The organism is Phycicoccus jejuensis (assembly GCF_044797865.1).
GTDB classification, from domain to species: Bacteria; Actinomycetota; Actinomycetes; order Actinomycetales; family Dermatophilaceae; genus Phycicoccus; species Phycicoccus jejuensis.
On the sequence record NZ_CP085209.1, the window covers coordinates 2,384,707 to 2,406,437 of the forward strand.

The following is a 21,731-nucleotide window of genomic DNA, read 5'->3' on the forward strand; positions in this document are numbered from 1 at the left end:
CATCGGAGTTCCTACTACATGACTGCCAGCACGGTCGACACGACCGCCCCCCAGATCGCGATCAACGACATCGGATCTGAGGAAGACCTCCTCGCCGCCATCGACGCGACGATCAAGCACTTCAACGACGGCGACATCGTCGAGGGTCGCATCGTCAAGGTCGACCGGGACGAGGTCCTGCTCGACATCGGCTACAAGACCGAGGGCGTCATCCCCTCGCGCGAGCTGTCCATCAAGCACGACGTCGACCCCAACGAGGTCGTCGCCGTGGGCGACGAGGTCGAGGCCCTCGTCCTCCAGAAGGAGGACAAGGAGGGTCGTCTGATCCTGTCCAAGAAGCGCGCCCAGTACGAGCGCGCCTGGGGCACGATCGAGAAGATCAAGGAGGAGGACGGCGTCGTCACCGGCACCGTCATCGAGGTCGTCAAGGGTGGCCTCATCCTCGACATCGGCCTGCGCGGCTTCCTCCCGGCGTCCCTCGTCGAGATGCGCCGCGTCCGCGACCTCCAGCCGTACGTCGGCAAGGAGATCGAGGCCAAGATCATCGAGCTCGACAAGAACCGCAACAACGTGGTCCTGTCGCGCCGTGCCTGGCTCGAGCAGACGCAGTCCGAGGTCCGCACGACCTTCCTCAAGGAGCTCGGCAAGGGCCAGGTCCGCACGGGTGTCGTGTCCTCGATCGTCAACTTCGGTGCGTTCGTCGACCTCGGCGGGGTCGACGGCCTCGTCCACGTCTCCGAGCTGTCCTGGAAGCACATCGACCACCCGTCCGAGGTCGTCGAGGTCGGCGACGAGGTCAAGGTCGAGGTCCTGGACGTCGACATGGACCGCGAGCGCGTCTCCCTGTCGCTCAAGGCGACGCAGGAGGACCCGTGGCAGCACTTCGCCCGGACCCACGCGATCGGCCAGGTCGTGCCGGGCAAGGTCACCAAGCTCGTCCCGTTCGGTGCGTTCGTGCGCGTCGACGACGGCATCGAGGGCCTGGTCCACATCTCCGAGCTCGCCGAGCGTCACGTCGAGCTGCCCGAGCAGGTCGTCACCGTCGGCCAGGAGATCTTCGTCAAGGTCATCGACATCGACCTCGAGCGTCGCCGCATCTCGCTCTCGCTCAAGCAGGCGAACGAGGACGGCGCCGGCCAGGTCGAGTTCGACCCGACCCTCTACGGCATGGCCGCGGAGTACGACGAGCAGGGCAACTACAAGTACCCCGAGGGCTTCGACCCGGAGACCAACGAGTGGCTCGAGGGCTTCGAGACCCAGCGCGAGGCCTGGGAGAAGCAGTACGCCGAGGCGCACGCGCGCTGGGAGGCGCACCGCGCCCAGGTCGAGGCGTTCGCCAAGGCCGACGCGGAGGCCGCCGGCGGCAGCGCCGAGACCTCGTACTCCTCGGAGTCGGGGTCGTCCTCCTCGAGCGACAGCTCGCCGCGTCCGCAGCAGGCCGCGCAGTCCGAGGGCACGCTCGCCTCGGACGAGGCCCTCGCCGCCCTGCGCGAGAAGCTCACCGGCAACTGAGCCACCGCGCCGCCACGGCGCACCGGCTCTGCCACGAGGGGCCCGGACCACACGGTCCGGGCCCCTCGCCCGTCCCCGGGTCCCCGCGCGTGACGACTTCACGGATGTCATCGGCCGGATGGAACTCGTTCACCTCCAAGCCCCCGTCGGTCGACCTGCGCGGTTAGGGTCGCGCACGTGCCGCCGACGTCGACGACCCAGCCCGATGTCGCGCGAGGGGGAACCACCGGCCCACCCGAGCCGGTCGGACCCCCTCCGCGACGCTCGTCCGGACGCGCCTGGGAGTGGTCCCTCGCGGCGCTGCTCCTCGCGCCGAACCTCGTCCTGCTCATCGTCTTCACCTACCGTCCGCTGCTGGACAACATCCGGCTGTCCTTCACGGACTGGAACATCTCGGCGCCGGTCGCGAACCCGGTCGGGTTCGCCAACTACGTCGAGTGGTTCGGCCGGGAGGACACCCGCACCGTCCTCGGCAACACGCTCGTCTTCACGGTCGCGACGGTCGGCATCTCGATGGGACTCGGCCTGGGCCTGGCGATCCTCCTCGACCAGCGGCTGCGCGGGAGGAACCTCGTCCGCTCGGCCGTCTTCGCCCCGTTCGTCATCTCCGGCGCGGCGGTCGGTGTCGCGTTCCAGTTCGTCTTCGACCCGAGCTTCGGCCTGGTCCGCGACCTGCTCGCCCGCATCGGGGTCGAGGCACCGGACTTCTACCAGCGCTCCGGCTGGGCGCTGTTCATGGTGACCTTCACCTACATCTGGAAGAACCTCGGCTACACCTTCGTCATCTACCTCGCCGCCCTCCAGGGCCGACGCGCCGACCTCGACGAGGCCGCCGAGATCGACGGCGCCTCGCCGTGGACGCACTTCCGCAAGGTGCTCCTGCCGCAGCTGCGCCCGACGACCTTCTTCCTCTCGATCACGGTGCTGCTCAGCTCGGTCCAGGTCTTCGACATCATCAACGTCATGACCCGCGGCGGGCCCGTGGGCGACGGCACGATGACCCTCGTCTACCAGGTCTACCGCGAGACCTTCGTCAACCAGCGGGCCGGCTACGGCGCGACGGTCGCGACCGTCATGTTCCTCATCCTCCTGGTCGTCACCGTCGTCCAGGTGCGGATCATGGACAAGGGGCAGCGCTCGTGAGGGCCCGGGCGCACGGGGCCGAGGCCGCCTCGCACCGCTCCCGCGGGATGACCGTCGCCGGCTACGTCGGGATGGTCCTCGTGCTGCTGCTCGTCGGCGTCCCGCTGTTCTGGATCGTCATCACCTCGCTCAAGGAGCGCGGCGACATCTACGTGCAGCCGGCGCAGTGGCTGCCCGACCCCGCGACGACCGCGAACTACCACGACGTGACGACGCGCATCCCGTTCCTCGACTACTTCCGCAACTCGGTCATCATCACGCTCGTGCTGTCGGCGTCGAAGATCGTGCTCGGCGTCATCAGCGCCTACGCGCTCTCGCTGCTGCGCTTCCCGGGGCGCGGGGTCGTCTTCCTCGTCGTCATCGCCGCGCTCATGGTGCCGAACCAGATCACGGTGATCAGCAACTACGCCCTCGTCGCGCAGCTCGGCTGGCGCAACACCTTCCAGGGCATCATCGTCCCGCTCGCCGGGGTGGCCTTCGGGACCTTCCTCATGCGCAACCAGTTCCTCAGCCTGCCCGGCGAGATCATCGAGGCGGCGCGGCTGGACGGGGCGGGGCCGATCAAGCTCCTCTGGCGGGTCGTGCTGCCGATGTCGTGGCCGACGCTCGTCGCCTTCTCGCTCATCACCGTCGTCAACGAGTGGAACGAGTACCTCTGGCCGTTCCTCATGTCCGACGACCAGCGCACCGCCCCGCTGCCGGTCGGCCTGACCCTGCTGCAGAACAACGACGGTGTGACGAACTGGGGCCCGGTGATGGCGGGCACCGTGCTCGCGATGCTCCCGGTGCTCGTCCTCTTCCTCGTCCTCCAGCGCCAGATGATCAAGGGCCTCACCGCGGGGGCCGTCAAGAGCTGACCCGGGCGACCCGCGAACCACCGACCAGCACCACCGACGACCACGACGCACATCCACCCCGGGCGAGCAGTCCCGGACCACAGGGAGGGCACCACCATGAACAACGTCACCCGCCGGGGCTTCCTCGGCCTCGCCGGCGTCGCCGGCGCCGCCGGTCTCAGCGCCTGCGCCGGCACCGGCACCAGCGCCACCTCGAACCAGGGCGGCGACGGCAACACGCTCGAGTTCTGGAGCAACCACCCCGGCAACAGCAAGCCGGTCGAGCAGGAGCTCATCGCGGCGTTCCAGAAGGCCAACCCCGGCATCACCGTCAAGCTCGTCGACGCCGGCAAGAACTACGAGGAGGTCGCCCAGAAGTTCAACGGCGCCCTCGTCGGCGGGACCCTCCCCGACCTCGTCGTCGTCTCGGACGTCACGTGGTTCAACTTCGCGCTCAACAAGCAGCTGACCCCGCTCGACGACCTCATGACGACGGCGAAGGTCGACCCGTCCGACTACGTCGACGCCCTCTACGGCGACTACCTCTTCGACGGCGGCCACTTCGCGCTGCCCTACTCGCGCTCGACGCCGCTCTTCTACTACAACAAGGAGATCTGGTCCAAGGCCGGCCTGGAGGACCGCGGCCCGAAGACCTGGGACGAGTTCAAGGAGTGGTCGGAGGCGCTCAAGGCGGCCGCCGGCAACGGCAAGTTCGCGATGGAGCTGCCCGACGGCTCCAACTACCTCGACTGGCACTTCCAGAACATGGCGTGGGGCTACGGCGGCGGGTACTCGCAGGAGTGGACGCCGACGTTCACGGCCGAGGGCACCGTCAAGGCGGGCCAGTACCTCCAGGACATCGCCAAGGCCGGTGTCGTCAAGTTCAACGCGACCCCCGAGGCCGACTTCTCCGCGGGCCTGGCCGGCTGCATCCTCCAGTCCACCGGCTCGCTCGGGGGCATCGCCAAGGACGCGAAGTTCGAGGTCGGCACCGCGTTCCTGCCGGGCGAGGGCAACTGCCCGACCGGCGGCGCGGGCCTCGGCATCCCGGCGAACATCTCGGACGAGCGCAAGGCCAACGCGCTCAAGCTCGCCGAGTTCATCACCAACGCCGAGAACACGGTGACCTTCACGCAGGCGACCGGGTACATGCCGGTGCGCAAGTCGGCCGTCGAGCTGCCGGCCGAGAAGGAGTACCTCGCGAAGAACCCCAACGCCAAGACCGCGATCGACCAGCTGCCGCAGACCCGCTCGCAGGACAACGCCCGCGTGCTCCTGCCCGGTGGCGGCGCCCGCATTGGCAAGGGCCTGGACCAGGTCGCGCAGGGGCAGGACGTGGCGACGGTCTTCGCCGGCCTCGACAAGGAGAGCCAGCAGGTCTTCGACAACCAGATCAAGTCCAAGCTCTGAGGAGAGCCATCCGATGGCAACGGTCTACTTCGACGCGGCGACCCGCCGCTACGCCAAGGACGCCTCCCCGGCGGTCGACGCGGTCACCCTCGACATCGAGGACGGCGAGTTCCTCGTCCTCGTCGGCCCCTCGGGGTGCGGCAAGTCCACGACCCTGCGGATGCTCGCCGGCCTGGAGCCGGTCGACGACGGCCGCATCCTCGTCGACGGGCACGACCAGCAGGGGGTGCGCCCGCGCGACCGTGACATCGCGATGGTGTTCCAGAGCTACGCGCTGTACCCGAACATGACGGCCGCGCAGAACATGGCCTTCGCGCTCGACAACTCCGGTGTCTCCAAGGCGGAGACGAAGACCCGGGTCCAGGAGGCGGCGCGCATCCTCGAGATGGAGGACCTGCTGCACCGCAAGCCGGGGCAGCTCTCCGGCGGGCAGCGCCAGCGCGTCGCGATGGGCCGGGCGATCGTGCGCCAGCCCAAGGTGTTCTGCATGGACGAGCCCCTCTCTAACCTCGACGCCAAGCTGCGTGTCTCGACCCGCAGCCAGATCGCGGGGCTGCAGCGACGGCTCGGGGTGACGACGGTCTACGTGACGCACGACCAGGTCGAGGCGATGACGATGGGTCACCGGGTCGCGGTCCTGCGCGACGGGAGGCTCCAGCAGGTCGACGCCCCGGAGGTTCTCTACGACAAGCCGGTCAACACCTTCGTCGCCTCGTTCATCGGCTCCCCGGCGATCACCCTCGTCGAGGCGCCGGTGCGCGAGGGCCGGGCCGAGGTGCACGGGGTGCCCGTCGCGCTCGACCGCTCGGTTTCGTCGGCGGCCGGTGACCGCGTCGTCGTCGGGCTGCGCCCGGAGGCCTGGCGGATCGCCGGCGCCGAGGACCCCGGCGCGCTCGAGCTGACCGTCGAGCTCGTCGAGGCGCTCGGCTCGGAGTCGTTCGTCTACGGCCGCCGGCCGTCGACCGACGGCACCGAGGGGGAGCGGGTCACCATCAAGACCGAGAAGCGGGCCGGCGTCGAGGTCGGTGACGTCGTGCGCGTCCGTCCGCTCGAGGCCGAGGCGCACGTGTTCGACGCGGAGAGCGGCGAGCGGCTCGGCGCCTGACGGGGTGGTCGTGCGTGGCAGGGTGGAGCCATGCCACGCACGATCGCTACGAACACCTCCGTCGAGCTCGCCGAGCTCCTCGACTTCGTCCGCCCGCGCCACCAGATGGTGCTCATGACCACCCGCGCCTCGGACGGCCGCCCGCAGGCGTCGCCGGTCACCGGTGGGGTCGACGACGCCGGCCGCATCGTCGTCACGAGCTACCCGGAGCGGGCCAAGGTCCGCAACGCCCGTCGCGACGCGCGCTGCAGCGTCCTCGTGCTGTCCGACGACTTCGGCGGGGCGTGGGTGCAGGTCGACGGTGACGCCGAGGTCGTCGACGCGGTCGACGACGTCGAGCCCTTCGTCGAGTACTTCCGCAACATCTCGGGCGAGCACCCCGACTGGGACGAGTACCGGCAGGCGATGGTCGAGCAGGGCAAGTCGCTCCTGCGCATCACGCCGACGCGCTGGTCACCGGTCGCGACCGGCGGCTTCCCCGCCCGCCTCGCCGGGGAGTGACCGCCCACGCCGGCCCGTTGCTGCGCGTGGGCCTGACCGGGGGCATCGGGTCCGGGAAGTCGACCGCCGCGCGGGAGCTCGCGCGGCTCGGGGCGCACGTCGTCGACGCCGACGCGGTCGCCCGCGAGGTCGTCGAGCCCGGGCAGCCGGCGCTCACCGAGATCGCCCGACGCTTCGGCGACCACCTCCTGCGCCCGGACGGCTCGCTCGACCGGGCGGCCCTCGGGCGCGTCGTCTTCGGTGACCCGGCGGCGCTGCGGGACCTCGAGGCCATCACCCACCCCGCGATCTGGGCGCGCACGGCCGAGCTCGTGGCCGAGGTCCCGGAGGGCGGTGTGCTCGTGCACGACATGCCGCTCGTCGTCGAGAAGGGGATGGCGGGGGAGTACCACCTCGTCGTCGTCGTGGGGGCCGACGCCGAGGTCCGCGTGGCGCGGCTGGTCCGCGACCGCGGGATGGACGAGTCCGACGCCCGCACACGGGTCGCCGCGCAGGCGGACGACGCGGCGCGCCGGGCCGCCGCCGACGTGTGGCTGCCCAACGAGGGGAGCCCCGAGGCGCTGGCCACGGCGGTGCGCCGGCTGTGGCACCGACGTCTCGAGCCCTTCGCCGACAACATGCGCAGCGGGACCCGCAGCCGCCTGCCCGCACCCGTGCTGTCCCCGCCGGACGCCGACTGGGCGCCCACCGCGGCCCGGCTCCTCGCCCGGGTCCGGCACGGCGTGGGCGAGGCGGCGGTGACGCTCGACCACGTCGGCTCGACCGCGGTCCCGCACCTGCCGGCCAAGGACGTCGTCGACCTGCAGGTGGGTGTCGCGACCCTCGCCGACGCCGACGACCCCGCCTTCGTCGCCGGGATGGCGCGGATGGGGTTCGTGCGCGTCGAGGACGTCACCGAGGACCACGGCAGGGACGGCTCGCCGTGGCCCAAGCGCTTCCACGGGTCGTCCGACCCTGGGCGCGTCGCCCACGTCCACGTGCGCGAGGTGGGTTCTGCCGGTTGGCGGTTCGCCCTACTGTTTCGCGACTGGCTCCGCGCCGACGCCGGCGAGCGCGACGCCTACGCCGCCGTCAAGGCCGACCTCGCGGCCCGCCTCGTGACGACCGAGGAGTACGCCGACGCCAAGGAGCCGTGGTTCGACGCGGCGTCCCCGCGAGCCCGCGCCTGGGCCGAGCGGACCGGATGGGCGCCGGGGGCCTGAACCTCCCCCCGACCGGCGGGGTGTGACAGGGTGGGTCGATCGCGCTCCGGTGGGGGGACCGGGGCACCATCGACGAACTGGGGACTCCGTGACCGCGACCGACACCACCGCCGTCGACGACGGGACCGGTGCGCTCAGGCGCTCCATCAACGGCAAGCAGCTCTTCTTCTACACGCTGGGTGACGTGCTCGGCTCGGGCATCTACGTCCTCGTGGGGCTCGTCGCGGCGGCCGTCGGCGGCGCGTTCTGGGTCGCCTTCGCCCTCGGCATCCTCGTGGCCGCCATCACCGGGTCCGCGTACGCCGAGCTCGTGACGAAGTACCCCCGGGCGGCCGGTGCGTCGCTCTACGTGAAGAAGGCGTTCGGCAGCCCCGTGCTGACCTTCCTCGTCACCGTGTCGTTCCTCTCCGCGAGTTTCGCCGCGACGGGGTCGCTCGCCACCGGCTTCGCCTCGTACTTCGCGACGCTCTTCGACGGCGGCGGCCCGCCGGCCCTGCTCGTGTCGCTGGTCTTCGTCGCGCTGCTCGCCGTCGTCAACTTCGTCGGCATCACCGAGTCGGTCGTCATGAACATGCTCATGACCTTCGTCGAGGTGGCCGGCCTCCTCGTCATCATGGCGATCGGCGTCTACCACGTCGTCCAGGGCGACGCCGACTTCGGCGTCCTCACCGACATCAGCACCGACGGCAACCCGGCGCTGGCGATCCTCGCCGGGATCGCGTTCTCGTTCTTCGCGATGACCGGCTTCGAGAACACGGCGAACGTCGCCGAGGAGACCGTGGACCCGCACCGCCACTTCCCGCGCTCGCTCGTCGGAGGCATGGTCGTCGCCGGCGTCGTGTACGTCCTCGTCTCGATGGCCGCCGCCCTCACCGTGCCCGTCGACCGGCTCGCCGACTCCGACGCCGCGCTGCTCGAGGTGGTGAAGTCCGGGATCCTGCCGTTCTCGACGGACCTCATGGCGACGGTGTTCTCGGTCATCGCCCTCGTCGCCATCACGAACACGACCCTCGTCACCCTCGTCACGCAGCCGCGCATCCTCTACGGCATGGCGAACGAGGACGTCGTGCCCGGCATCTTCGCGACGGTCCACCCCCGTCGCCGCAGCCCCTGGGTCGGGCTGCTGTTCAGCGCGCTCGTCGTCGCGGCGCTGCTCGTCACCGGCACGCTCGTGCTCGAGGCCGGCGGTGGGATCGACCTGGTCAACCGGCTCGCGCTGGTCACCGTCGTCTTCCTGCTCTTCATCTACGCCCTGGTCATCGTCGCGTGCCTGCGCCTGCGCGGGCAGGACGAGCACGAGAAGACGTTCCGGGCCAACACCCCGCTGCTGCTCCTGGGCCTCGTGGGCAACCTCGCGATCCTCGCGTTCGCGGTCTACGACGACCCGACGTCACTCCTGTGGTGCGGGGGCCTGCTCCTGCTCGGGGTGGTGCTGTACCTCGTCGAGCGGGTCGTCGGCTCGCGGACCGGCAGCGACGACACGGAGACGGACCCGGCGCTCACCCGGTGACGGTGGCGACGGCCCGGGGTCCGAGGCGCTCGAGCGCGGCGACGAACAGGTCGAGGTCCTCGGGCCGGGTGCGGTGGTTGCCGATGGCGACACGCACGGCGAGCCGTCCCCGCAGCGTCGTCTCGGTGACGACCGCCACGCCGCTCTCCTGCACGAGGAGGACGAGCTCGCGGTTGACGGCGTCGAGCTGCTGCTCGTCCAGGCCGTCGACCCGGTAGCGCAGGCACACGATGTCGCAGCCGACGGGGGCCAGCCGCTCCCGCGCGGGGTGGCCGTCGACGAGCTCGGCCAACCGGTGGGCCAGCGCGGTGGTCCGGTCCATCACCGCGCCGTGCGCGTCGGCGCCGTGAGCGAGCAGGGCCATCCACACCCGCAGGGCCCGGAAGCCGCGGGTGAGGTCGATGCCGTACTCGGTGAACCAGACGTCGCCGGCGGCCAGCCCGCGGGTGGCGTGCCGCAGGTAGGCGGGCACGACCGAGAAGGTCGCGCGGTGGGCGGCCTCGTCGCGGACGAGGACGAGCCCGACGTCCATCGGCGCCTGCATCCACGTGTGCAGGTCGAGCGCCAGCGAGTCGGCCCGAGCCATCCCCCGCACGAGGTCGCGGTGGGCGCTGAGGCCGAGGAAGCCGCCGATCGCGCCGTCGACGTGCAGCCAGAGGCCCTCGCGCTGGGCGAGGTCGGCGACGGCGTCGAGGGTCTGGTCCTCGTGCACGGGCAGCAGCCGGAGCGACGCCTCGCCGAGACCCAGCAGCTCGCAGCTCTTCCGGTGGCAGCTGTGGACCTCGCTGCTCGCGTAGACGGCCACCGGCCCCACGCCGGCCAGCCCCTCGGTGCGCACGGTCGGGCCGAGGACCGCGCTGCGGGCGACCGCGAGCCCGACGAGGTTCGCCTCCGACGCGCCGCTGACCAGCAGGCAGCTCGCACTCGTCGGGTAGCCCACCGCCTCCGCGCACCAGCGCACGACCTGCTGCTCGACGAGCACCGGCGCGTGGTCGCCCCCGCCGAGGTTCGGGTTGAGGGCGCTGGCCACGAGGTCGGCCAGGTTGCCCACCGGGGTGCCGGCCCCCATGTACCAACCCCAGAACCGGGCGTGGTCGTTGCCCATCGTGTACGGCACGACGCGCGCGAGCACCTCGGCGTAGGCGGCCTCCGCCCCGATGCCCTCACGGGGGAGGGGGCCGGCGAAGGAGTCGGGCACGGAGCCGGTCATGGCGCCGATGCTCCCCCCGGGCGCGCGGCGGGGCCAGTCCCCGCCGCGCACCGGTGTCAGGCCCGCCGCAGCCGCAGCGTCGCGATCTGGAAGGGCCGCAGCGAGATCGAGCCGTCACGGTCGGTCAGCGCCCGCGGCTCCCGGAGCGGCCGTTCGAGCAGGTCGGTCTCGACGACCTCGGTCGCCTCGAACCCGGCGACGAGCCGTGCCGACGCGCGCCCGCCGTGGGCCTCGTAGAGCCGGACGACCACGTCGCCGCTGCGGTCCTCGGCGAGCTTGACCGCCTCGACGACGACACCCGGGTCGCCCTCGAGCCGCACGAGCGGAGCGGGGGCGGCCGCACCGCGCACCGAGCGCACCGGCAGGTTCGCCCGGTAGCCCTCGACGACGGCCTCGGCGACCTCGGCCCCGACGACGAGCCCGGCCCGCAGCCGGTGGTGGCCCTGGTCGGCCTCGGGGTCGGGGTAGACCGGCGCGCGCAGGAGCGAGAGCCGGACGGTCGTCGTCGTGCCGGGGGTGGCCTCGGCGTCGCCGCGCGAGGTCCGGCCGACGTCGTGGCCGTACGTCGAGTCGTTGACGACCGCGACGCCGTACCCCGGCTCGCCGACGTGGACCCAGCGGTGGGCGCAGGTCTCGAAGCGGGCCGCGTCCCACGAGGTGTTCGTGTGCGTCGGGCGCAGGACGTGGCCGAACTGGATCTCCGAGGCCGCGCGGTCGGCATGGACGTCGAGGGGGAAGGCGAGCTTGAGCAGCTTCTGACGCTCCCGCCAGTCGACGTCGAGCTCGACGTCGACGACCCGGCTGCCGGCCCGCAGGGCGAGCACCTGCTCGACCCGGGAGGAGCCGAACCGGCGCACGACGCGCACGGCGACCCGCTCCGGCCCCTTCTCGACGAGCTCGACGAGCTCGGCGTCGACGAGGTCGGTCGTGTGCCGGCGGTAGTGCTCGTCGACGTCCCACGCGTCCCACTGGGTGGGGGTGTCGCGGTGCAGCTGGAGCAGGGCGCCGCGGCTCCCCGGCGCGAGGACCTCGCGGCCCCCGGCGGCGAGGTCGCGCACCGACGCGAGCAGCCCGTCGCGGTCGACGACCAGGCGCACGAGCCCGTTGTCGACGACCCACCCGCCGGTGTCGGGGTCGGGGGAGTCCTCGACACCGACCGGGGTCTCCGGTCCCGAGCCGTCGAGGACCGCCGCGCCGAGGGCGGTGACCCCGTCGCGGTCGTGCGGCGCCGCGTTGAAGACGACCTCGTGCCCGCCCTCGCCCGCGAGAGCGGCCAGGGCGTCGTCGACGAGCGTCTCGAGCTCGGTCGCCACCCGCTCGTAGTTGGCCTCGGCCTCGCGGTGGACCCAGGCGATGGACGAGCCGGGCAGGATGTCATGGAACTGCTGCAGCAGCACCGTGTGCCACGCCCGCTCGAGCGCGTCGTAGGGGTACTCCGCGCCCGTCGTCACCGCCGCCGTCGCCGCCCACAGCTCGGCCTCGCGCAGGAGGTGCTCGCTGCGGCGGTTGCCCCGCTTGGTCCGGGCCTGCGAGGTGTAGGTGCCGCGGTGGAACTCGAGGTACATCTCGCCGCTCCACACGGGTGCGTCCGGGTAGGCCGCCTCGGCCCGGCGGAAGAAGTCGTGCGGGTCGCCGAGCTCGACCCGCGGGGACCCCTCGAGGTCGTGGGTGCGCGCAGCGGCCGCGAGCATCTCGCGGGTGGGACCGCCGCCGCCGTCGCCGTACCCGAAGGGCAGCAGCGAGAGGTCGGTCCGCCCCTTCTCCGCGAAGTTGCGCTCGGCGCGCGCGAGGTCGGCCGCCGAGACGTCGGAGTTGTAGGTGTCGGCCGGCGGGAAGTGGGTGAAGACCCGGGACCCGTCGATGCCCTCCCACCAGAAGGTGTGGTGCGGCATCCGGTTGGTCTCGTTCCACGACGGCTTCTGGGTGAGGAACCAGCGCGCGCCCGCCGCGAGGGCGATCTGCGGCATCGCCGCCGTGTAGCCGAACGAGTCGGGCAGCCAGACGTCCTCCGGCTCGACCCCGAGCTCCTCGAGGAAGAAGCGCTTGCCGGCGACGAACTGGCGGGCCAGCGCCTCGCCTCCGGGCATGTTGGTGTCGGACTCGACCCACATGCCGCCGACCGGCACGAACCGGCCCTCGCGCACGCGCTCCTTGATCCGCTCGAACAGCTCGGGCTGGCTGTCGCGCACCCAGGCGTACTGCTGCGCCGAGGAGCACGCGAAGACGAGGTCGGGGTCCTCGTCCATGAGGGCGAGGACGTTGGAGAAGGTGCGGGCGCACTTGCGCGCGGTCTCGCGGGTGGGCCAGAGCCAGGCCGAGTCGATGTGCGCGTGCCCGACGGCGACGACGCGGTGCGCGCTGGCGTCCGCCCCCGCGTCGAGCACGGGCCGCAGCGCGGCGCGGCCGGCCGCCGCGGTGCCGGCGACGTCGTCGGGGTCGACCGCGTCGACGGCGTCCTCGAGCGCCTTGAGGGCGCCCGCGCGGCGGCTGCCGGCGGGCAGCTCGACGACGAGGCCGCGCAGGGCGGTCACGTCCTGGAGCAGCTCCCACACCTCGACGTCGACCTCGGCGAGGTCGACCCCGTCGTAGCGGTAGCGCGGCTCGCGCCCGGCCGTGGCGAGGTCACCGAGCGGGGTCGGCTCGAAGGTGAAGGCGCCGGCGCCGGCGACGTCCGGGTTGGACGACGCCTCGAGCAGCACCTCGACGGCCTGTCCGTCCGCGGAGACCGCCGCGAGGGGTAGGTACCGGTTGCGGGGGTGCAGGCCCTTGATGACGGTGCCGTCCGGGCGGTAGGCCGTGGCCTCGGCCTGGAAACCGGGGTGGTCCTCGGAGTAGCCGAGGTCGGCGACGACCTCGACGCGCGTGCCGTCACCTCCCCAGCCCTCGGGGACGGTCCCGGTGGCGCGGAACCACGTCGTGCCCCACGGGCGGCCCCAGCGGGTACCGGGGGAGACGGGTTCGAACGCGGAGGTGGTGGCCTCGGCGAAGGGGACGGGCTCGCCGGGGGCCTCCCACCACTCGACGGTGAGGGGGGTGCGGCGGCGGTGGAGGCCGGGGACGAGGCGCTCCCGCACGAAGCGGTCGACGCGCAGCTCGACGAGGTGGCTGTTGTCGTGCACGGGTGGTGGTTTCCTCTCAACCCTTGACGGAGCCGGCGAGGGCGAACGAGCCGCCTCCGAGGCGTTGGACGACGAGGTACAGGACGAGCACGGGCAGGGAGTACAGGACGGAGAAGGCGGCGAGCTGCCCGTAGGCCACCGCTCCGTTGGTGCCGAAGAACGTGTAGATCGACACGGCCGCAGGCTGTTTCGCCGGGTCGAGCAGGAGCACGAACGGGACGAAGAAGTTCCCCCACGCCTGCGTGAACACGAAGATGAAGACGACCGCCATGCCGGGGCGCATGAGCGGGACGACGACCCGCCACAACGCCTGCATCGAGCTCGCCCCGTCGACCCAGGCGGCCTCCTCGAGCGACACCGGCACCGAGTCCATGAAGTTCTTCGTCATCCAGACGGCCATCGGGAGCGCCGTCGCGGAGAGGAAGAGGACCGTGCCGGGCACCGAGTCGAGCAGCCCGAGCGTGACGAAGAGGGCGTAGACCGGCACCATCACCGCGGTGATGGGCAGGCAGCTCCCGAAGAGGATCGTGTGGAGGAACGCCCGGTTGAACCGCATCCTGTACCGCGACAGCGGGTACGCCGACAGGGTCGCGACGAGGACGACGATGACCGCCGTCGCGCCCGAGACGACGAGCGAGTTGAGCAGCGGTCGGAAGGTCAGCTCCGGGGTGAGGACGTCGCGGTAGTTCTGCAGCGTCGGCTCCTCCGGCACCGAGACCGACACCGTGGCGCTCGGGTTGACCGACGCGAGGAGGATCCAGGCGAGCGGCACGAGGAACGCCACGCCGACGACGACGAGCGCGAGCCCGGCGGCCAGTCGCGGGCCCTTCGTGCGGCTCGGCGCCGCGGGGCTGACCCGGGGGCGCCGGGGTGGGCGGGTCGCGGCCGGCGGGACCGGCACGGCGGCGGTGGGCGACGGCGTGGTCGTGGGCGTCGTCATGAGTCGACCTCCGGCTTGAGCACCTTGACGTAGACGACGGCGAACAGCGCACCGACCATGAGCGTCACCGTGGCGATGGCCGTGCCGTAGCCGACCTGTGCGAACTTGAAGGCCTGCTGGAAGGCGAGGATGGGCAGCGTCGAGCTCTGCGTCCCGGGGCCGCCGCCGGTCATCACCCAGATGAGGGTGAAGACGCCGAGGGTCTGCAGCGTCGTGAGCATCATGTTCGTCGCGATGGCCCGGCGGACCATCGGCAGCGTGATCCGCGTGAAGCGCTGCCACCAGCCGGCGCCGTCGATCTCCGCGGCCTCGGTGAGGTCCGGCGGGACCTCGGCGAGGGCGGCCGAGTAGACCATCATCGAGAACGCCGTGCCGCGCCAGACGTTGGCGAGGATGACGGTGAGCAGCGGGAACGTGATGAGCCAGGTCGGCCCGTCGAGGCCGAGCCACCCGAGCATCTCGTTGAGCGTGCCGTCGGTGGCGAAGAACGCGTAGAGGGTGAACGCGGCGACGATCTCGGGCAGCACCCACGCCGTGACGACGAGGGAGCTGACGACCGAGCCGAGCCGCTTCGGCCCGTTGCGGACGAGCAGCGCGAGGGCCATCCCGAGGACGTTCTGGCCGACGATGGCGGAGCCGACGACGAAGACGAGGGTGAGCCAGACCGACTTCCAGAACTGGCCGCTCGTGAACAGCTGCGTGTAGTTGTCGAGACCGACGAACTCGGGGGCGACGGCGCGGTAGCCCGACAGGGCCGCGTTGGTCAGCGAGCCGTAGAGGGCGTACCCGATGGGGCCGACGAGGAAGATCCCCATGAGGACGACGCCGGGGGCGAGGGGGAGGAGGCGCAGGAGCGTGCGCCGGCCGCCGGTGGCGGCACCCCGCCCCGGGCCGCCGCGGTCGCGGCGGCTCGGGGCGGGTGCGAGGGCGGTGCTCACCTCAGCCGCCCTGGACCTTGTCCTGGCCGACGATGCCGACCAGCCCCTCGTCGTAGGTCTTCGCCGCCTCGTCGGGCGTCGCGGACCCGGTGGCGACGGACTCCGCCGCGACCTGGATGTTGCCGGAGATCTGCGAGTAGTCCGGGGTCGCCGGCCGGAAGTTCGTCGTCGGCACGAGCGAGGAGAAGAACTCGAACGACGGGTTGTACGAGGTGTACGCGTCGTCCGAGGCGACGTCCTTGCGGACCGCGATCTGGCTGTTCTCGGTGTCGTACTTGAGCGAGTTCTCGCGGTTGAGCGCGACCTTGATGAAGTCGAACGCCGCGTTCTTGTCCTTCGCGTTGGCGCCGACCGACAGCAGCCAGCCGCCGGACATCGACACCGAGCCGGGGGCCTGGCCGTTCTGGGTCGGCATCGGGGCGAAGCCGATGGTGTCCTCCCAGCCCTTCCAGGCGTTGTCGCCCTCGATCCACTGGCCGGGCAGCCACGAGCCGTCGAGCGCGATGGCCAGCTCGCCCTTGGGGAGCATCTCGGTGGCGACGCGCGAGCCGACCGTGGCGTCGAGCGCGACGTCGAGGGCCGGGGCGAGCTTCTCGCCGAAGATGGTCTGGTAGAAGCCGAGCGTGTCCTTGAAGCCCTGCGACCCGGTGACCCACTTCTGGCTGGAGTCGTCGTACAGCGTGCTGTCGGTGCCGTAGAGCAGCATCTCGAAGCCCTGCATCGAGGTGGCCTCGCCGGCGGCCTTGCCCGCGTAGACGTTGATCGGCGTGACGCCCGGGGCCTTCTGCTTGATGGTGCGGGCGGCGCTGAGGACGTCGTCCCAGGTCTTCGGCTGCCAGTCGGTCGGCAGTCCGGCCTTCTCGAAGATGTCCTTGTTGTAGACCAGCGCACGGGTGTCGGTGCCCATCGAGACGCCGTAGGTCTTCTTGTCGTCGCCGAGGCCGGCCTGCTTGGCGACGTCGTCGAACTGGCTCCAGTCCGACCACCCGGCGAGCTGCTCGTCGATGGGGGCGAGGTAGCCGGCGGCGGCGTCGCTGCGGACCTGGAAGCTGTCCTCGTAGATGACGTCGGGGGCGGTGGAGGGCGAGCGGTTCATCAGGGCGAGCTTGGTGAAGTACTGGTCCTGCTCGGCCTCGATCGCGGTGAGCTTGACCTTCTTGCCGGGGTTGGCGGCCTCGTACTCCGAGGCGGCCTTCTTGAGGACGGCGTCGAGCTGCGTGAACTGCGCCGTGCGCTGGTAGGCGACCGTGATCGTGTTCGTGTCGCCGGACCCGGAGGAGGAGCCCGAGCCGCAACCGGCGAGGACGATCCCGAGGGAGAGGGCGGCGGCACCGAGGGCCGCAGGACGGGTGCGCTGCATCGGGGGGTCCCTTCGCGTTCGCGGGTCACCGTTGACCCGGCTTGCGAGGTTTATACATCAAATGGACTAACTGACGTCAAGGGGGATCCGGAGTTCGTGGACACGTAACCTCGACAGGTGGACGCCGGCCGGCGGGGGTGTCAGTCGACGAGCAGGGCGGAGGAGCGCGCGCTGAAGGCGTGGTCGAGGACGGTGCTCGCGGCGCCCACCGCGGCGACGTCGGGGCCGAGGACGGTGCCGCGCACCGCGATCGGGTGGATGGCCGCACCGACGGCCCGGTCACGCACGAGCGCGGGGACGAGCGTGAGGAACGTGGGGGAGAGCCGGGCCCAGAGCGGCCCGCCGAAGACGACCTGGTCGGCGTCGAGGACGTCGACGAGGTCCGTCACCGACTTGGCGACGTGCCGGGCCCAGTCCTCGAGCAGGGCGAGGGCGCGGGTGTCCCCGGCGTCGGCGAGGTCGCAGAAGGCGTCGAAGGCGACGAGGACCGAGGCGCCGGGGTGGAGGGGGTCGCCGGCCGGCGGGGGCACGGTGGGCCCGCCGGCGTCCGTGAGGTCGGGCGCAGCGGGGTCGAGGTCCCAGTGCCCGATGCCCTCGCGGACCGCGCGCCGCACGACCTGGCCCGGCGCGCAGACCTCGCCGAGGCAGCCGCCGAGGCCGCACCAGCAGGACGGGGCGGTGGCGCCGGTGCCGAGGTGGCCGACCTCGCCGGCGTTGCCCGAGGCCCCGCGCAGCACCTCGCCGCCGACGACGAGACCGGCGCCGACACCGGTGCCGAGGTAGAGGAAGACCGCTGTCGCGCCGGGTCCGAGGCCGCCGGCCCACACCTCGCCGACGGCGGCGGCGACGACGTCCTTGTCGAGCAGCACCGGCAGCCCGGTCGCGTCGGCGAGGGTGTCACGCACCGCGACCCGCTCCCAGCCGGGGAGGTTCGGGGGGCGCACGAGCGTGCCGGCCGCGCGATCGAGCGGACCGGGGGCGGCGACGCCGAGCCCGACCAGCCGCCCCGGGTCGATGCCCGAGTCCGCGACGAGGCGGTCGACGTCCTCGACGACGTCGCGCAGCACCTCGTCCGGGTCGGCGCCCGGGCGCAGCGCGCGGGCGGAGCGGGCGACCGGCTCCCCGGTGAGGTCGAGGAGGACGTGGCTGACGACGGCCGGGTCGAGGTGGACGCCGACGGCGTAGCGGCCCGAGGGCTGGAGGCGCAACAGGGTGCGCGGCTTGCCGGGACCCGAGGCCCGGCGGCCGGCCTCGACGACGAGGTCGTCGTCGAGGAGGCGGCGGCAGATGTTCGAGACGGCCTGGGGGGAGAGGCCCGTCGCGGACGCCAGCTCGACCCGGCTCAGGCCCTCCGGGTGGTGGCGGATCGCCTCGAGGACGACGACCTGGTTGTAGCCCCCGACGCGGGGCAGGTTGGAGCCCCGGCGGATGGTCGGGGGCGCGGGCACGCCCGTCATCGTCGCACGTGGGCGCCCGGGCTGGGCAGCGATCCCGTCCACGCGCACGCGGCCGCGGCCCCTGTCGGTGCCGGGGCCTACCGTGGATGCATGCGCCCCACCACCGAGCTCCAGCGCCGCGTCGCGCCGTTCGAGGTCGTCTCCGAGTTCTCGCCCGCCGGCGACCAGCCGAAGGCCATCGAGGAGCTCGCCCGCCGCATCAAGGCCGGCGAGCAGGACGTCGTCCTCCTCGGCGCCACCGGCACCGGCAAGTCGGCCACCACCGCGTGGCTCGTCGAGCAGGTGCAGCGCCCGACGCTGGTCATGGCGCCGAACAAGACGCTCGCCGCGCAGCTGGCCAACGAGTTCCGAGAACTGTTGCCGCACAACGCCGTCGAGTACTTCGTCAGCTACTACGACTACTACCAGCCCGAGGCGTACGTCCCGCAGAGCGACACCTACATCGAGAAGGACTCCTCGATCAACGAGGAGGTCGAGCGGCTGCGGCACAGCGCCACGAACAGCCTGCTGACCCGCCGTGACGTCATCGTCGTGGCCTCCGTCTCGTGCATCTACGGCCTCGGCACGCCGCAGGAGTACGTCGACCGGATGGTCCCGCTGCGCGTCGGCGACGAGGTCAACCGCGACGACCTCCTGCGCAAGTTCGTCCACATGCAGTACACCCGCAACGACCTCGCCTTCACGCGCGGCACCTTCCGGGTCCGCGGCGACACCGTCGAGATCATCCCGGTCTACGAGGAGCACGCCGTCCGCATCGAGTTCTTCGGCGACGAGGTCGAGGCGCTCTACACGCTCAACCCGCTGACCGGCGAGGTCGTGCGCGAGGAGCAGGAGATGTACGTCTTCCCCGCCTCGCACTACGTCGCCGGCCCGGACCGGATGGAGCGGGCGATCGCCGGCATCGAGCGCGAGCTCGAGGACCAGCTGGCGAACTTCGAGCGGCAGGGGAAGCTGCTCGAGGCGCAGCGGCTGCGGATGCGCACGACGTACGACATCGAGATGATGCGCCAGATCGGGTCGTGTTCGGGGATCGAGAACTACTCGATGCACATCGACGGCCGCTCGCCGGGCTCGGCGCCCAACTGCCTCCTCGACTACTTCCCGGAGGACTTCCTCCTCGTCATCGACGAGTCGCACCAGACCGTCCCGCAGATCGGCGCGATGTACGAGGGCGACGCCTCGCGCAAGCGCACCCTCGTCGATCACGGCTTCCGCCTGCCGTCGGCGATGGACAACCGGCCGCTGAAGTGGGAGGAGTTCCTCGAGCGGATCGGCCAGACCGTCTACCTGTCGGCGACCCCGGGCGACTACGAGCTGGCCAAGAGCGACGGCTTCGTCGAGCAGGTCATCCGCCCGACCGGGCTGGTCGACCCCGAGGTGATCATGAAGCCGACCAAGGGCCAGATCGACGACCTGCTCCACGAGATCCGGCTGCGCACCGAGAAGAACGAGCGCGTCCTCGTCACGACCCTCACGAAGAAGATGGCCGAGGACCTCACCGACTACCTCCTCGACAAGGGAGTGCGAGTCCGGTACCTGCACAGCGACATCGACACGCTCCGCCGCGTCGAGCTGCTGCGCGAGCTGCGGATGGGGGAGTACGACGTCCTCGTCGGCATCAACCTCCTGCGCGAGGGTCTCGACCTGCCGGAGGTGTCGCTCGTCGCGATCCTCGACGCCGACAAGGAGGGCTTCCTCCGCTCGACCCGCAGCCTCATCCAGACGATCGGCCGCGCGGCGCGCAACGTGTCGGGCCAGGTGCACATGTACGCCGACAAGGTCACGCCCTCGATGCGCGACGCCGTCGAGGAGACGACGCGCCGGCGCGAGAAGCAGGTCGCCTACAACCTCGCGCACGGGGTCGACCCGCAGCCGCTGCGCAAGCGGATCGCCGACATCACCGACATGCTCCAGCGCGAGGACGCCGACACCCAGGAGCTCCTCGGCTCCGGGCGGGCGCGGTCGCGCGGTAAGGCCGACGGTGGTCGTGGCCGCGGCGCGGTGGCGGCCGACGCGGACGCCGCGATGGGCACGCAGCGCGGCAAGGACCTGCCGGCGAGCGAGCTGGCCGGCCTCATCCAGGAGCTCTCGACGCAGATGCACCAGGCCGCCGGCGACCTGCACTTCGAGCTCGCGGCGCGGCTGCGCGACGAGATCGGCGACCTCAAGAAGGAGCTGCGGCAGATGAGCGAGGCGACGCGCTAGCCCGGGCGACCGGCTCAGCCGGCGAGGTCGCGGCTGCGCTGCTGCACGCCCATCTCGCCGTAGGGGTAGTCGGTCGCCTCGAGGTCGCTCGCCGCGTCGAGCGCCGCGTTCTCCTCGGGCGTCAGCTCGACGTCGACGGAGCGGAGGTTGGCTCGGAGCTGCTCGGTGGTGCGTGCGCCGAGGATCGTCGCGGTGACGGCCGGGCGGTTGGTCACCCACGAGAGGGCGACCTCGGCCATCGAGACACCGCGCGCCTGGGCGACCTGCTCGACGGCCTCGATGATCCGCCACGTGCGGTCGGTGCCGCGGCGGTCGTAGGCCTCCATCCCGCGGTTCGGGTCGTCGCCGAGGCGGGTGTCGCCGGTGGGTCGCTGGTCCCGGGTGTACTTGCCCGACAGCCAGCCGCCGCCGAGCGGGCTCCAGGGGAGCAGTCCCATCCCGGCGTCGAGCACGGCGGGGACGATCTCCCACTCGATCTCGCGGACGATGAGGCTGTACTGCGGCTGGAGGGTCACCGGCGGGCGCACCCCGAGGGCGCGCGCGGTGTGGACGAGCTTGGTCAGCTCCCAACCGGTGAAGTTGGAGAGGCCGTAGTAGCGGATCTTGCCCGCCTGCACGAACCCGTCGAGGGTGCGCAGGGTCTCCTCCATCGGCGTGTGCTCGTCGGAGGCGTGCACCTGGTAGAGGTCGACGGAGTCGACGCCGAGCCGGTCGAGGGAGGCGTCGAGGGCGCGGGTCAGGTGCCGGGCCGAGAGGCCGCTGCTGTTGGGGCCCTCCTCGAGGGCGAAGCGGCCCTTGGTCGCGAGGACGACCCGGTCGGTGACGTCCGTCGGGCGGTCCTTGAGCCAGCGGCCGATGATCTCCTCGGACACCCCGCCGGAGTACACGTTCGCGGTGTCGACGAGCGTGCCGCCCGCCTCGAGGAAGACGTCGAGCTGCTCGTGCGAGCCGGTCTCGTCCGTCTCCGTCCCGAAGGTCATCGTGCCGAGGCAGAGCTCGGAGACCGCGGTTCCACTGTTGCCGAGTCGTCGGTAGCGCATGCGTTCGACCCTAGACCGGGGTCCGTCGCGGGACGGGCCCGCGATGCCGACCGACTCACACGTTCGTTCGGTTCCGGCGACAGGGCTCTCACGCAGGCCCTAGCCTCCGGGGGTGGCTGTGGTGGAGATCGGTGAGCCCGGTCGCGTCCGACGAGACCTTCCTCCGCTGTGCGTGAAGTCGGGTGTCCCGACGGAGGACTCGGTACGGCTGGCCGGCAGCGCGGCCCCGGGGAGGACCGGCGC

The 21,731-nt window shown here is 71.8% G+C and carries 16 protein-coding genes; 9 read left to right on the forward strand and 7 right to left on the reverse strand.

Translation table 11 applies throughout. The annotated features are described in order from the left end of the window. The first annotated feature begins 18 nt into the window (after window positions 1-18). The 8 genes from rpsA to LG324_RS11340 all read left to right on the forward strand — a co-directional run bounded on the left by rpsA (window position 19) and on the right by LG324_RS11340 (window position 9,219). Complete coding sequence (gene rpsA / locus LG324_RS11305; protein WP_030528349.1) at window positions 19-1,512, forward strand: 30S ribosomal protein S1; 1,494 nt, start codon at window positions 19-21, stop codon at window positions 1,510-1,512. 177 nt (window positions 1,513-1,689) lie between these two features. After that, entirely contained in the window at window positions 1,690-2,655 is a 966-nt protein-coding gene (locus LG324_RS11310) for a carbohydrate ABC transporter permease (RefSeq protein WP_084696758.1), read from the forward strand. Continuing rightward, complete coding sequence (locus LG324_RS11315) at window positions 2,652-3,512, forward strand: carbohydrate ABC transporter permease (RefSeq protein WP_030528351.1); 861 nt, start codon at window positions 2,652-2,654, stop codon at window positions 3,510-3,512. Before LG324_RS11310 ends, LG324_RS11315 begins: the two co-directional genes overlap by 4 nt. Window positions 3,513-3,608: 96 nt before the next feature. Further along, a complete protein-coding gene (locus LG324_RS11320; RefSeq protein ID WP_030528352.1) occupies window positions 3,609-4,901 on the forward strand; it encodes an ABC transporter substrate-binding protein in 1,293 nt (430 codons plus the stop codon). A 13-nt stretch (window positions 4,902-4,914) separates the two neighbouring features. Next, complete coding sequence (locus LG324_RS11325) at window positions 4,915-6,006, forward strand: ABC transporter ATP-binding protein (protein ID WP_404347931.1); 1,092 nt, start codon at window positions 4,915-4,917, stop codon at window positions 6,004-6,006. 30 nt (window positions 6,007-6,036) lie between these two features. Then, the gene (locus tag LG324_RS11330; protein WP_030528354.1) at window positions 6,037-6,507 is read left to right on the forward strand and encodes a PPOX class F420-dependent oxidoreductase; all 471 of its coding nucleotides are present in this window, start codon (window positions 6,037-6,039) and stop codon (window positions 6,505-6,507) included. After that, window positions 6,504-7,709, forward strand: coding sequence for a dephospho-CoA kinase (gene coaE / locus LG324_RS11335; RefSeq protein WP_404347933.1), 1,206 nt, complete (start codon window positions 6,504-6,506; stop codon window positions 7,707-7,709). Before LG324_RS11330 ends, coaE begins: the two co-directional genes overlap by 4 nt. Before the next feature lie 88 nt (window positions 7,710-7,797). Continuing rightward, the gene (locus tag LG324_RS11340; protein ID WP_404347935.1) at window positions 7,798-9,219 is read left to right on the forward strand and encodes an APC family permease; all 1,422 of its coding nucleotides are present in this window, start codon (window positions 7,798-7,800) and stop codon (window positions 9,217-9,219) included. Here LG324_RS11340 and LG324_RS11345 read toward each other — a convergent pair. The 6 genes from LG324_RS11345 to LG324_RS11370 form a co-directional block, all read right to left on the reverse strand. After that, on the reverse strand, window positions 9,209-10,429 hold the full coding sequence (locus LG324_RS11345; protein WP_404347938.1) for a pyridoxal phosphate-dependent decarboxylase family protein: 1,221 nt from the start codon (window positions 10,427-10,429) through the stop codon (window positions 9,209-9,211). The two genes, LG324_RS11340 and LG324_RS11345, sit on opposite strands and share 11 nt — an antisense overlap. A 56-nt stretch (window positions 10,430-10,485) precedes the next feature. Then, entirely contained in the window at window positions 10,486-13,548 is a 3,063-nt protein-coding gene (locus tag LG324_RS11350) for an alpha-mannosidase (protein WP_404347940.1), read from the reverse strand. Between the two features lie 16 nt (window positions 13,549-13,564). Continuing rightward, window positions 13,565-14,488, reverse strand: a complete 924-nt coding sequence (locus tag LG324_RS11355) for a carbohydrate ABC transporter permease (RefSeq protein WP_404347942.1) — start codon at window positions 14,486-14,488, stop codon at window positions 13,565-13,567. Continuing rightward, complete coding sequence (locus LG324_RS11360) at window positions 14,485-15,426, reverse strand: carbohydrate ABC transporter permease (protein ID WP_030528362.1); 942 nt, start codon at window positions 15,424-15,426, stop codon at window positions 14,485-14,487. The genes LG324_RS11355 and LG324_RS11360 overlap by 4 nt, the downstream gene beginning before the upstream one ends. Before the next feature lies 1 nt (window position 15,427). Continuing rightward, window positions 15,428-16,786 (reverse strand): extracellular solute-binding protein, encoded by a 1,359-nt coding sequence (locus LG324_RS11365; RefSeq protein ID WP_404347946.1) that lies wholly within the window; start codon window positions 16,784-16,786, stop codon window positions 15,428-15,430. Window positions 16,787-16,926: 140 nt separating this feature from the next. Beyond that, window positions 16,927-18,243 (reverse strand): ROK family protein, encoded by a 1,317-nt coding sequence (locus tag LG324_RS11370; protein ID WP_404347948.1) that lies wholly within the window; start codon window positions 18,241-18,243, stop codon window positions 16,927-16,929. Window positions 18,244-18,333: 90 nt separating this feature from the next. Here LG324_RS11370 and uvrB point away from each other — a divergent pair, with 90 nt between their 5' ends. Further along, window positions 18,334-20,448, forward strand: coding sequence for an excinuclease ABC subunit UvrB (uvrB, locus tag LG324_RS11375; RefSeq protein WP_030528365.1), 2,115 nt, complete (start codon window positions 18,334-18,336; stop codon window positions 20,446-20,448). Window positions 20,449-20,462: 14 nt separating this feature from the next. Here uvrB and LG324_RS11380 read toward each other — a convergent pair whose 3' ends face one another. After that, the gene (locus tag LG324_RS11380; RefSeq protein WP_404347951.1) at window positions 20,463-21,488 is read right to left on the reverse strand and encodes an aldo/keto reductase; all 1,026 of its coding nucleotides are present in this window, start codon (window positions 21,486-21,488) and stop codon (window positions 20,463-20,465) included. Between the last annotated feature and the right edge of the window lie 243 nt (window positions 21,489-21,731).